The organism is Duganella fentianensis (assembly GCF_964031615.1).
Lineage (GTDB): Bacteria > Pseudomonadota > Gammaproteobacteria > Burkholderiales > Burkholderiaceae_D > Rugamonas > Rugamonas fentianensis_A.
Window position 1 is genome coordinate 107,437 of record NZ_CAXIQN010000009.1, and the last position, 13,288, is coordinate 120,724.

9 protein-coding genes are annotated in these 13,288 nt (G+C 62.1%); all 9 read right to left on the bottom strand.

The window, feature by feature from the left end; all coding sequences use genetic code 11:
- A complete protein-coding gene (locus ABNT42_RS06395) occupies positions 1-1,083 on the bottom strand; it encodes a patatin-like phospholipase family protein (protein ID WP_348695518.1) in 1,083 nt (360 codons plus the stop codon).
- The gene (locus tag ABNT42_RS06400) at positions 1,080-2,534 is read right to left on the bottom strand and encodes an efflux transporter outer membrane subunit (RefSeq protein WP_348695521.1); all 1,455 of its coding nucleotides are present in this window, start codon (positions 2,532-2,534) and stop codon (positions 1,080-1,082) included. The genes ABNT42_RS06395 and ABNT42_RS06400 overlap by 4 nt, the downstream gene beginning before the upstream one ends.
- Complete coding sequence (locus tag ABNT42_RS06405) at positions 2,518-5,670, bottom strand: efflux RND transporter permease subunit (protein ID WP_348695525.1); 3,153 nt, start codon at positions 5,668-5,670, stop codon at positions 2,518-2,520. The genes ABNT42_RS06400 and ABNT42_RS06405 overlap by 17 nt, the downstream gene beginning before the upstream one ends.
- A gap of 12 nt (positions 5,671-5,682) precedes the next feature.
- On the bottom strand, positions 5,683-6,906 hold the full coding sequence (locus ABNT42_RS06410; protein ID WP_348695528.1) for an efflux RND transporter periplasmic adaptor subunit: 1,224 nt from the start codon (positions 6,904-6,906) through the stop codon (positions 5,683-5,685).
- 212 nt (positions 6,907-7,118) lie between these two features.
- Positions 7,119-8,054 (bottom strand): transaldolase, encoded by a 936-nt coding sequence (tal, locus tag ABNT42_RS06415; protein ID WP_348695531.1) that lies wholly within the window; start codon positions 8,052-8,054, stop codon positions 7,119-7,121.
- A gap of 132 nt (positions 8,055-8,186) precedes the next feature.
- Positions 8,187-9,041 (bottom strand): SIS domain-containing protein, encoded by an 855-nt coding sequence (locus ABNT42_RS06420; RefSeq protein ID WP_155433302.1) that lies wholly within the window; start codon positions 9,039-9,041, stop codon positions 8,187-8,189.
- Positions 9,042-9,047: 6 nt separating this feature from the next.
- Positions 9,048-10,520 carry a glucose-6-phosphate dehydrogenase gene (zwf, locus tag ABNT42_RS06425; RefSeq protein ID WP_348695535.1) on the bottom strand — a complete coding sequence of 491 codons (1,473 nt, stop codon included), beginning with the start codon at positions 10,518-10,520 and terminating at the stop codon, positions 9,048-9,050.
- Positions 10,521-10,677: 157 nt separating this feature from the next.
- Positions 10,678-11,586, bottom strand: a complete 909-nt coding sequence (locus ABNT42_RS06430; RefSeq protein WP_348695537.1) for an SMP-30/gluconolactonase/LRE family protein — start codon at positions 11,584-11,586, stop codon at positions 10,678-10,680.
- Complete coding sequence (gene pgi / locus ABNT42_RS06435; protein WP_348695539.1) at positions 11,583-13,232, bottom strand: glucose-6-phosphate isomerase; 1,650 nt, start codon at positions 13,230-13,232, stop codon at positions 11,583-11,585. Before pgi ends, ABNT42_RS06430 begins: the two co-directional genes overlap by 4 nt.
- Positions 13,233-13,288: the final 56 nt, after the last annotated feature.

Sequence of the window (13,288 nt, forward strand, 5' to 3'; positions counted from 1 at the left end):
TCAAGTAGCCTCGAAGCTGGCGGCCTGCTTTAGATCAGGGCGCTCGCACCAGCGGGCGAAGTCTTCTGCCATGCGCTCGCTTTCGCCGATAGCGCGGCGCCAGTCGCGCATGCGCAGGCCGTGGTTCTGGCCGTAGGCTTTGAAGTCGGCACGGTCAGGCAGTTTGCTGTTGGGCAGATGGGCGACAAATTCTGCCGAAGGTGAAATCAGGATCACGTTTTCCAGCGCTGCATCGCGTGCACGCCGCCACGGCAGGCTTTTATCCAGCCAGCCCGGCACGATGTAGTCGCTAAAGTGCGGATACAGCACCAGTCCTTCATCGCGCTGGTAGGGCAGATGCAGGTGGTAGTCGATCAGGCCACCGTCCCAGTAAGGCCCTTGTGGTGCACCGGCGATATCGTTGACGGCCTGCAGCACCAGCGGGATCGAGCCGGAAGCCAGCAAAGCGTCGCGCAGATTCGCGTCGGACAGGCCGACGAAGTGGGCGTTGAAGGCGTCGAAGCCGTCGCGCAGCCACGCGCTGTGATCGTGCTGGTGGTGGAAGATCACCCGTTCCATGGCTCTGGCTAGCTGGCTGCGTGCCAGCAGGTTGCCACTGGCGGCAGCAATGAAACCGGCGATTTCGCGCCAGCGCTGGCCGTTGCTGCGTGCCAGTGCGCCGATGCCGCGCACTGTCAGAATGGACAGGTGGTGCTGCGGGTGGTTCAGCACTTCGGCGCCGCGTCCATCGAGCAGTTCATCGAGCAGGGTACGGCAGGTGGCTGTAACCTGCGGCGCCTGCACTTTTTCCGGATACTGCTGTGCCGAATAGAGTTGCGCCAGCCGCTTGTGAGCGGCCACCGGATCGTCAAATGCCGATGCTGCCATGCGCCATGCGCCGATCGAGGCACCGATCAAACGGCGCTGGCGTGGCGCAGCTTTGAGCCATTCGCCAAAGGCCCAGATATCGAGGCCGTTGAGGATCAGTCCTTTGGGACCACCTGCTGCAGCAGGGATGATGGCAATATCGGCCGCCTTCATACCCTCGGCGGCGATACGCGCGCGCGCCCGCTTGCCGAGGCGGATGGTGATCGAAGACGTCATGGCTGCAGGCCGCCGCCCAGTGCGCGATACAGATCGACGGCGCTGCCGCTACGCTGCTGGCGTACCTGCACCAGCGTCTGCTGGGCGCTGAACAGTTCGCGCTGGGCGTCCAGCACATCGAGGCTGCTGGCGATACCCTGCTCGAAGCGCAGTTGCAGCAGTTTCAGACGGTCGGCTTGTGCATCGACGATGCTGTTCTGCGCCTGTACCTGTTCGCCCAGGTAGTCGCGCGCCGCCAGTGCATCGGCCACTTCGCGGAAGGCGGTCTGGATGGTTTTTTCGTAGTCGGCTACGGCGATGTTCTTGCGCGTTTCGGCCAGACTCAGATTGGCACGGTTGCGCCCTGCATCGAAGATAGGCAGTGACAGCTGCGGTGCAAACGACCAGCTACCGGAGCCGCTGTCGAACAGGCCGCCCAGCGATGGACTGCTGCTACCCAGCGAGGTGGTCAGGCTGATGCGCGGGAAGAAGGCGGCACGGGCGGCACCGATATTCGCGGTGGCCGCTTTCAGGCGCTGTTCGGCGGCGCGGATATCGGGCCGGCGCGCCAGCAGTTCGGACGGCAGGCCGGCTGGCAGTGCGCTCATGGTATCGAGCTGGCGCTGGTCGGGCAGGGCGCCGCTGGTGCTAGGCTGGTTCTGGCCGACCAGCAGCGTCAATGCGTTTTCTGCCTGCGCACGCTGGCGTGCCAGCGACAAGGCTGCGGCACGCGCAGTTTCCATCAGCGTTTCGGCCGAGCGCAGATCCAGCCGCGACGAGGCGCCTACTTCGGCGCGCTGCTGGGTAAGCTGGTAGGTGCGGCTGCGCGCTGCATAGGTCTGTTGTGCCAGTGCCAGTTGTTCTGCATACGCACGCTCAATGTAATAGGCTTGTGCCACCTGCGCCACCAGACTGATTTGTGCCGCCTGACGGGCTTCTTCCGTGGCCAGATAGCTGGCCAGTGCGGCATCGCTCAGACTTTTCACGCGGCCGAAGAAATCCAGCTCGAAAGCGGAAATCGCCAGCCCGGCATCGTAGCGTTTGCCGATGCTGCTGTGGCCAGTGGAGGACAGGAAGGCCGGTGTCTTGGCGCGCGCCACGCTGGCGCTGGCATTCAGATTCGGCAGACGGTCGGCAGACTGCACATCGTATAGAGCGCGTGCTTCTTCCATGCGCAGCACGGCAGTGCGCAGATCGCGGTTGTGTTCCAGTGCCGCTTCGATCAGTTGCTGCAGGCGGGCGTCGGCAAAGAAGCTGCGCCAGCCGGTATCGACTGCAGCGCCAGCACTTGCACTGGCTGGCAGCGCCACGCTGGTACGGGCGGCAACGCCGGACGCATCCTGCGGATAGGCCGCAGCGACAGGCGCCGCCGGACGCTGATAGGTGGGGGCCAGCGAGCAGGCCGACAGCAATGTTGCGGCCAGCAGTGAGGCCACCAGCACAGTAGGAGCCGTTTTAATCAATGGTTTCATGGTTCTTGTCGTTCAGTTCATGTGCAGCCAGTTTGCGCTGGCGTTCGCTGCCCTTGAAGATCTTGCGGATCACCACGAAGAATACCGGCACGAGGAAAACCGCCAGCACGGTCGCAGTAATCATCCCGCCCATCACGCCTGTACCGATGGCGCGCTGGCTGGCCGAACCGGCGCCGGTGGCGATCACCAGCGGCAGCACGCCGAGGATGAAGGCCAGCGAGGTCATGATGATGGGACGGAAGCGCAGGTGAACGGCTTCCAGCGTGGCTTCGATCAGGCCCTTGCCTTGTGCCTGCAGGTCCTTGGCGAATTCGATAATCAGAATCGCGTTTTTGGCCGACAGACCGATAATCGCAATCAGGCCTACTTTGAAGTAGACGTCATTCGGCAGGCTGCGCAGCGTAGCGCCCAGCAGCGCACCGAGCACACCGAGTGGCACCACCAGCAGCACGGCGACAGGAATGGTCTCGCTTTCATACAGCGCGGCCAGCACGAGGAAGGCGGCCAGCAGCGACAGGGCAAACAGGGCAGGCGCCTGCGAGCCGGAAGTCTTTTCTTCCAGCGACTGACCAGTCCATTCGATGCTGAAGCCCGGTGGCAGTTGTTCGGCCAGACGTAGCAGTTCTTCCATCGCTTCGCCGGTAGAGCGGCCCGGTGCAGCATCGCCCGTCAGCTTGATGGCTGGGTAGCCGTTGTAGCGTACCAGCTGCACGGGGCCCTGTATCCAGCGCGAAGAAGCGAAGGAGGCGAATGGCACCATGGTACCGCTGGCGCTGCGTACATGCAGTTGCAGAATATCCTGTGGCTGCAGACGGCGCGGCGCATCGGCCTGCACGATCACGCGCTGCTGGCGTCCGCTGCTGGCAAAGTCGTTGACGTAGGACGAACCCAGTGCACCGGACAGCATGCTGTTAATGTCGGCGAAGCTGACACCCAGCGCATAGGCTTTCTCGCGGTCGATATCGACCTGCAGTTGCGGTGCATCTTCCAGTCCTTCGGGACGCAGACCTTTCAGGATGGCGCTCTTGGATGCCAGCCCCAGTAACTGGTTGCGTGCCGCCACGAGGGCCGCGTGGCCTTGCGCGCTGCGGTCCTGCAGACGCGCGGTGATGCCCGTAGCATTACCCAGTTCGCGGATAGGTGGAGGACTCAGCGGGAATACCACGGCATCGGCGATGCCGGACAGGGCACCAAACGCACGCTGGGCGATCGCCTGCGCCGACTGGTCGGGGCCACGTTCGCTCCAGTCTTTCAGCGGCACGAATACCAGACCGGCATTCTGGCCGTTACCGGAGAAGCTGAAACCGGCCACTGCGATAGTGCGTGCCACGCCCGGTTGCTGGCGGAAATAGGTATCCACTTTGGCCAGCACGGCCTGCGTGCGGCTGGTGGACGCGCCCGGTGGCAGCTGCACGTTGGCGATCAGGTAGCCCTGATCTTCGTTCGGCAGGAAGGACGATGGCAGGCGCACATACAGCCAGCCCACCACGCCGCACAGCAGCGCGAAGATGATCAGATAGCGGCCGGTACGCTGCAGCATGCGGGCGATCACACCCTGATAGCGCGTAGCGCTGCGCGCGAACATGCGGTTGAACCAGCCGAAGAAGCCGCGCTTCTCGTGGTGGTGGCCGGCCTGAACAGGCTTCAGGATGGTGGCGCACAGGGCCGGTGTCAGCGTCAGCGCCATCAGTGCCGAGAACAGCATGGCCGATACCATGGCCAGCGAGAACTGGCGGTAGATCGCGCCCACAGCGCCGCCGAAGAAGGCCATAGGAATGAACACGGCGATCAGCACCAGCGTAATGCCGATGATGGCGCCGGTAATCTGGCCCATGGCCTTGCGGGTGGCGTCGCGTGGCGACAGGCCTTCTTCGCTCATGATGCGCTCGACGTTTTCCACCACCACGATGGCATCGTCCACCAGAATACCGATGGCCAGCACCATGCCGAACATGGTCAGTACGTTGATGGAGAAGCCGAACAGCTGCATAGCGGCGAAAGTGCCCATCAGCGCTACCGGCACGACGATGGTGGGGATCAGGGTATAGCGGAAGTTCTGCAGGAACAGATACATCACGAGGAACACCAGCACCACGGCTTCCAGCAGAGTCTTGACTACCTCTTCGATGGAAATTTTGACGAACAGCGAGGTGTCGTAAGGTACGGCGTATTTCACGCCCGGCGGGAAGTACTTGGACAGTTCTTCCATTTTGGCGCGCACGGCGGTGGCAGTCTGCAGTGCATTACCCGTCAGCGACAACTGCACGGCGATGGCAGAGAAAGGCTGGCCGCTCAGGCGGGCGCTGATGTTGAAACTGGCGCCGCCCATTTCGATACGCGCCACATCTTTCAGGCGCACCAGTGCGCCACTCGATTGCGAGCGCAGCACGATCTGGCCGAATTCGGCAGCCGAGGTCAGCTGGCCGCTGACCACGATGGGGGCGGAAGTCGTCTGGGCAGCAGGGCTGGGCAGGTCGCCCAGTGTGCCGGAAGTGACTTGCGCGTTCTGGGCGCGTATGGCCGTCGTCACATCGGCCATGGTCAGCTTGAAGCCCACCAGCTTGGCCGGATCGACCCAGATGCGCATGGCGCGTTCTGTGCCGAACAACTGGGCCTGACCGACGCCGGGAATACGCTTGATTTCGTTGACCACGTTGCGCGCCATGTAGTCGCCCAGCGCGGTGGGGTCGAGCCGGCCGTCGGTCGACGTCAGACCGACGAACATCAGAATATTGGAACGTGCCTTGTTGACCTGTACACCTTGCTGCGTAACGGCAGCCGGCAGACGCGATTCCACCCGCTTGATGCGGTTCTGCACATCCACTGCCGCCAGTTCCGGATTGGTGCCGGGCTGGAAGGTAACGGTGATGGTGACGGCGCCACTAGCCTCGCTAGAGGACTCGATGTACTGCATGCCATCGGCGCCATTCATTTCCTGCTCGATCACGCTGGTGACAGCGTCGTCCAGCACCTGCGCCGTAGCGCCCGGATAGTTGGCCGTAATGACGATGGAAGGCGGCGCGATGGTGGGGTATTGCGACACGGGGAGTACGGTAATCGCCAGCATCCCGCCCAGCAGGATGAACAGGGCAATGACCCATGCGAACACGGGCCGGTCGATGAAGAACTTGGCCATCAGGACTCCCCGTTATTTCGCTGCGCTAGCAGATGCTGCCGCAGCGCCAGGGGCTGCCCCGGCCGTGCTACTGGCGGTTGAAGTGCCGGCGCTGCCAACTGGTCCTTGCCAGGGCGTGGGCTTCACCGTGGCACCCGGCTTGGCTTTCTGGAAGCCTTCCACGATGATGCGCTCGCCGCCTTTCAAGCCGCTGCTGACGATCCAGTTCTGGCCGTCGGCTGCACTGGCCGTTACCGGCTGCGACTGCACCTTGTTGTCGGCACCGACCACCAGCACCGACGAACCTTCCGGCCCACGCACCACGGCTTGCTGCGGCACGCTGATGGCAGCGCCATTGACGCCCTGTTCCAGACGGGCACGCACATACATACCGGGCAGCAGGGTGCGCTGCGGATTAGGGAATTCGGCGCGCATGGCCACCGTGCCCGTGCTCTCATCCACCGAAACATCGGAGAACAGCAGCTTGCCGGCTTGCGGGTAGGGCTGGCCATCTTCCGTCAGCAGGGTGACGCGGGCGGCGCCATTGCCGGCGCTTTTCAGTTTGCCGCTGGCCAGCGCCTTCTGCAGCGCCAGCATTTCGGACGAGGACTGGGTAATCGTGACGTAGATCGGATCAAGCGTCTGCACGGTAGCCATAGGCGTGGCTTCGCCCTGACCGACCAGCGCACCCTCGGTGACCAGCGCGCGGCTGATGCGGCCCGAGATCGGCGCCGTGACGGTGGCATAGCCCAGCGTCAGCCCGGCGTTGGTGCGGGCCGCTTTGGCGGTGGCCAGATCGGCGCTGGCCTGCTTCTGCGCGGTGACCGCATCATCGTATTCCTGCTGGCTCACCGCCTGTGCTGCCAGCAGTGGCTTGTAGCGCTTCACTTTGAGTTCGGCCTGTGCCAGATTGGCTTCCGCCTTGGCGACGGCAGCCTGGGTGCTGTCAAAGCTGGCCTGGAACTGGGCCGGATCGATGCGGAACAGCACCTCGCCGGACTTGACCTCGCTGCCTTCCTTGTACACACGCTGCAGCACGATGCCGGCCGTACGTGCCCGTACCTGCGCCACGCGCGAAGCTTCGGTGCGGCCCGGCAGTTCGCTGCTGACGGTGACGGCGCCCGGCGCCACAGTGATAACAGCCACGCTGGCCGGTGGCGGAGCGGAAGGCGCCGCAGCTTTTTCGCCGCAGGCAGCTAGCAGCGACAGGCTGATAGCACTGCCAGCCAGCAGGGAGTAACGGGAAGCAGATCGCATAGTAGTTCTCGCAGGGTTCTCGTAATTGCAACTGAAAGTAGATAGGGGGCGCCGCCAGACTGGGCAGTTGGCGATGGTCGCTGCATTGTAATACAGACGTTTATGTAACGTTTTGTATATAACAAGCATGCAAAATGCACAAAGGGGCGGGGTAACAGCTAGTGCTGTCACCCCGCCCCTGTAGTTGGTTCAACTGATGCGGCGCCGTGGTATTAACGCATGCCCGAGATGATCTGTTTCAGCTTACCGGAATCGGCGCAGAAGGCACGGATACCTTCGGCCAGTTTTTCCGTCGCCATGGCGTCTTCGTTGAGCTGGAAGCGGAAGGTCTTCTCGTCCTGCGCGAGCTTCATCATGCCGGTGCTGGAGGCGGCTTCGCTGCTCAGCTTACGCTCGACCAGACCTTCGCTGTCCTGCAATTGCTGCAGCAGGTCAGGGCTGATGGTCAGCAGATCGCAGCCGGCCAGTTCGAGAATCTGGCCCACGTTGCGGAAGCTGGCGCCCATCACTTCGGTTTTGTAGCCGAACTTGCGGTAGTAGTTGAAGATGCGCTTGACGGAAGCCACACCCGGATCTTCCGAAGGCAGGTACTCGATGCCGGTAGATTTTTTGTACCAGTCGTAGATACGGCCGACGAACGGCGAAATCAGCTGGGCGCCTGCCTCGGCACAGGCAATCGCCTGCGTAAGCGAGAACAGCAGCGTCATATTGCAGCGGATGCCTTCTTTTTCCAGAATCTCGGCAGCGCGGATACCTTCCCAGGTCGAAGCCATCTTGATCAGCACGCGCTCGCGGTCGATGCCGGCCTTGCGATACAGTTCGATCAGTTCACGTGCCTTGGCTACCGAACCTTCCGTGTCGAACGACAGACGGGCATCGATTTCGGTCGAGACGCGGCCCGGAATGGTGCGCAGAATCTGCTTGCCGAAAGCGATCAACAGATGATCGATGGTGGTGGTGATGGAGTTATCGAGGTTATCGCGCACAGCTTTTTCCAGCAGCGGCTGATATTCTTCTTTCTGCACCGCCTTCAGGATCAGCGATGGGTTGGTGGTGGCGTCACGCGGGGTGTAGGCCTGAATCGACTGGAAGTCGCCCGTATCGGCTACCACGGTGGTGAATTTCTTGAGCTGTTCGAGCTGGTTCATGTGCGCTGCCATTCAATGTGAGGACAATAGGTCGCCTTATTGTACTCAAGCTAACAGCTAGCGCAAAGCAAGCATGGCGATATAGTCGCTATATCGCCATACAATAAACGCCAGTTTGCCGTTCTTGCAACGTCAGCGGATGAAGGAGTCGAACTGCAGGTCGAACTCCTGCAGGGCTTTCTGGGCGTTCTGCATTTTCTTGCGGAAGTCCGGCCCGCGCTGCAGTGCCAGCCCCACGGCCAGCACGTCGATCACCACCAGATAGGCCAGACGGGCCGAAATCGGCGTGTAGGGATCGATGTTGAAAATCAGATCGATAGGAATCAGCACGGTGGCCAGATCGGCCAGCGGCGTACCGGAGGGGGCCAGCACGATCACATCGGCACCGCCACGGCGCGCCAGTTTGATCGAGCGCACCAGCGACGGGCTGTTGCCGCGCTGGGAGATGGCCACTACCGCATCGCCCGTGCGCAGCAGCGCTGCGGCGATACTGTGAATGTGCGGGTCGGCATAGGCCACGGTAGGCACGCCCGAGCGGAAGAACTTGTGCTGGGCGTCCGTGGCCACGATGCCGGAAGTACCCTGACCGTAGAACTCGATCTTGTTGGCTTTGGACAGAATGTCCAGCGCCTTCTGGATCGCTTCGGGATCAAGGTTGTTACGCAGATCGAGCAGGGTGTTGATGGAACGGCTGCAGATCTTGTTGACCAGATCGGCCGCCAGATCGTCCTGCGTGGGCTGCTCGTTCAGTCCGGGCAGGGCCAGTGCCAGCCCCTGCGCCAGTTTCAGCTTGAACTCGTGCCAGCCGTCGTAGCCCAGCGTGCGGCAGAAACGTACCACGGTCGGCTCGGACACCTGCGCACTTTTGGCCAGTGCGGTGATGTTCTGGCTGACCGTCTGGCCGGGATTATCAAGCACGGCCAGTGCTACCTTGCGCTCCGATTTGGAGAGCGAGTCGAGTTGGGTGCGGATCGAATCGAGCAGCATAGAACCTTAGTCTTCCGGCAGAACTTCTTCGCGCCATTGCAGGCCGTCGCGACCGATCAGGGCCGAAGCGGCTGCCGGGCCCCATGTGCCGGAGGCGTATGGCAGCGGGAAGCTGTCGTCCGATTCCCAGTTGTTGAGGATAGGTTCTACCCATTCCCACGCCGCTTCCAGTTCGTCGCCACGCATGAACAGAGTCAGCTGACCGCGCAGTACATCCAGCAGCAGGCGCTCGTAAGCATCCATGCGCGGGGATTTGAACGATTCGCGGAAGTCCAGTTCCAGTTCGGCCTGTTTCAGTCGCATACCGTCGCCGGGCGTCTTGGCCATCAGATTCATGCGCAGGCCTTCGTCCGGCTGCAGACGGATCACCAGCGAATTCGGCTGGAAGCTATTGGTCGGCTGGGCGAAGATCGAGTGCGGGATCTGTTTGAAGCGCACCACGATTTCGGCCAGACTGTCGGCCATGCGCTTACCGGTACGCAGGTAGAACGGCACACCGGCCCAGCGCCACGTATCGATTTCCGCCTTCATGGCGACGAAGGTTTCGGTGCGCGAGTGTTCCGGCGCATCCGGCTCGTCGCGGTAGCTTGGTACGGCCTTGCCATCCACGTGGCCGGCGCGGTACTGGCCACGCACGATGTTCTGTGCCAGCGTGGTGGGGGTGAATTTTTTCAGCGAACGCAGTACGTGCAGCTTGGCGTCACGTACGGCATCCGGTGCGATCGAGGTCGGTGGTTCCATCGCCACGATACACAGCAGCTGCAGCAGGTGGTTCTGCAACATGTCGCGCAGCGCGCCCGAAGTATCGTAGTAGCCCAGACGGTTGCCCACGCCGAGTTTTTCGGCGATGGTGATCTGCACGTCGGAGATCCATTCGCGGCGCCACAGCGGCTCGAACAGGATGTTACCGAAGCGCAGAGCCAGCAGATTCTGCACCGTCTCTTTGCCCAGATAGTGGTCGATACGGTAGATCTGCGATTCTTCGAACACTTTGCCCACTTCGGCGTTGATCTGCTTGGCCGAAGCCAGATCGCGGCCCAGCGGTTTTTCCAGCACCACGCGCGAATTCTGCGTGACCAGACCGTTGGACTTCAGGTTCTCGCAGATCTGCGAGAAGATCGCCGGCGGCGTGGCCAGATAGTAGACCTTGGTGATCGCATCGTCCTTGCGCAGCGCATCGACCAGGGTGTGATAGGTGCCGGCATCGGTGGCGTTCAGCGATACGTAGGTAATCCGCGCAGTGAACTTGGCCCATGCGGCTGCCGAGACCGAAGTCGCCTTGATATGCGGTTTCGACGTGGTTTCTATGGTGTGCAGGAATTCTTCCTGACTGGCGTCGGCGCGGCCCACGCAGATGATGCGGGCCGAAGCCGGCAGATCGTTGGCCACATCGCGGGCAAACATCGCAGGCAGCAATTTGCGCATCGCCAGATCGCCGCTGCCGCCAAACAGAACCAGATCAAAATCGGTAAGAGCCATAATAGTGTGAATTCGCAGTAAGTAGAGTGCAAAGAAAGGACTGCAGGTGTAAATTTACTACACGAATTGTTGAGTTGCAAGAAAATTTACTACAAAGTGCCGGAGGTGATGCTTGTGGCCCACGTCCGGCTGCTACCGTCGGTCAGGATGTCAAAGTTTATTCCAAATACGGCACTTCCGTGCGGCCCGCCACGTCCACGCGTACGCGCAGCAGTTTGCCGCTGAGCGGGTAGGCTGCCAGTTCTTCGGCCGGACGCGCGCCGGCACTGGTGATGTACAGGGTGCGCAGGTCGGCATCGCCAAACGCCAGCATGGTGGGGCAGCGCACCGGCAGTGGCAGTTCACCCAGCAGCGTGCCTTCCGGCGACAGCTTGACGAGGCGGGCGCCTTCGAACATGGCGACCCAGTAGTTGCCTTCGCTATCGATTGCCGCGCCATCAGGGCGGCCGCCGTAGTTATTCGCTTTATCGGCCGAGAACTGCATCAGCGTACGCTGGTTGCTCACGGTGCCGCTGTGCAGATTGAAATCGTAGCGCGACACGCGATGGGCGCTGGTATCGGCGTGGTATAGGCTGCGGTAGTCGGGGCTGAATCCGAGACCGTTGGAGTTGGTCACGCCGCCCGACCATGCCAGACGCACGTGTCCCTTCTCCAGTACATACATCTCTGCAGCCGGCTTGTCGCGCGGCTCGTAGATGGTGCCGACCCAGAAGCGGCCCGCGCCATCCACATGGCCGTCATTGAAGCGGGCGATGCTGGTGTCGTACGGTGCGGAGGCGATCGGCGTCAGGCGCACGGCATCGCTGCTGGTGTCGAGGTGGGCAAAGCCGCTGCGCATGGCCACGATCAGGCCACCGCGCTGGCACAGCGCCAGCGTGGCCGGTTCGCTGTCCAGTTTCCAGGCACGGTGCGCGCCGCTGGCAGGGTCTAGCCGGTGGACCGTGAAGGCGGGAATGTCGACCCAGTACACGGCCTGTTCCTGCGGGTGCCATAGCGGGCATTCGCCCGTCTGCATCACGGTGTCGAAGGCGACACCGAGGTCGCTGTGCGGGAGCGTGGTAATCATAGGTGCTGCGCCGCCTTGGCCATGACGATCAGGCCATTGGTGGAGCTGTCGTGACGCTCCGGTTGTACGGTGCCCGTCAGTTCGGCCTGAATGTTCTTGGCCAGTACCTTGCCCAGTTCTACACCCCACTGGTCGAAGCTGTTCAGATCCCAGATCGCGCCTTGTACAAAGGTCTTGTGCTCGTACAGAGCGATCAGCGCGCCCAGTGCGGACGGAGTGAGCTGGTCCATCAGGATGGTGTTGGAAGGACGGTTGCCGGGGAAGACCTTGTGCGGCAGCAGCGCTTCGATTTCATCGGCGCTCAGCTTCAGCGCCTGCAGATCGGCGCGCGCTTCGTCTTCCGTTTTACCTTTCATGAAGGCTTCCGACTGGGCGAAGCAGTTAGCCAGCAGTGCATCGTGGTGGCCCGCCAGATCATGGGTGGCGCGCAGGGTTGCGATGAAATCGATAGGCGTGACATCGGTACCCTGATGCAGTAGCTGGAAGTAGGCGTGCTGCGCGTTGGTGCCGCACTCGCCCCATACGACAGGGCAGGTTGGCGTATCGACCACGGCGCCGCCACGGGTGACGCGCTTGCCGTTGCTTTCCATGTCGAGCTGCTGCAGATAGGCGGGGAAGCGGCTCAGGTCCTGATGGTAGGGCGCGATCGAGAGCGAACCGGCATCGAGGAACTGGCGGTTCCAGAAGCCCACCATGGCCAGCAGCACCGGCATGTTCTGTTCCAGCGGCGTGCTGCGGAAATGCTCGTCCATGGCGTGCGCCCCGGCGAGGAAGTCGTTGAAGTAGCCGAAGCCCACGGCCAGTGCCAGCGACAGACCGATGGCCGACCATACCGAATAGCGGCCGCCTACCCAGTCCCAGAACGGGAACATATTGGCGGTATCGATGCCGAACGCGCTGACCGCCTGTTTATTGGTCGAGACAGCGACGAAGTGGCGCGGCAGATCGGCTTCTGTGGCCGACTGCAGGAACCAGTGGCGCGCCGTGCCCGCATTGAGCATGGTCTCGGCCGTGGTAAAGGTTTTCGAGGCGACGATGAACAGCGTGGTTTCCGGATTCACCTGCGCCAGTGCTGCGTCCATATCGTGACCATCGACGTTGGAGACGAAGTGCATTTTCAGACGCGGGTGGCTGTAGGAGCGCAGTGCCAGCACGGCCATTTTCGGGCCCAGATCGGAGCCGCCGATGCCGATGTTGACTACGTCCGTGATTGGTTTACCCGTGTAGCCCAGCCATGCGCCGCTGCGTACGCGGTCGGTGAAATCCTTGATCTGATCCAGTACGGCGTGTACATCGCGGCCGATATCCTGACCGTCGACTACCAGCGATTTGCCGCGCGGCATACGCAGAGCCGTGTGCAGCACGGCGCGTTGTTCGGTAAGATTAATTTTCTCGCCAGCGAACATGGCATCGCGCAGGCGCTCTACGCCACGCTCGCGCGCCAGATCGAGCAGCAGTTCTACCGTGCGACTATCGAGCCTGTTCTTCGAATAGTCGAGGAACAGGCCGGCGGCGTCCACGGTCAGTTTAGGGAAGCGCTGGGCGTCATCGGCAAACAGCTGGCGCATCTGCCAGTTGCGGGCATCCGTAGCGTGGCTGGCAAGGGCTAGAAAGCTGGAGGTAGAGGTCAGAGCTGGCTGGCGCATAATAGTCGGCGTAGTGAGAGCTGATTGGGTGAGCTGATGGAGGTGATGCGGAATAT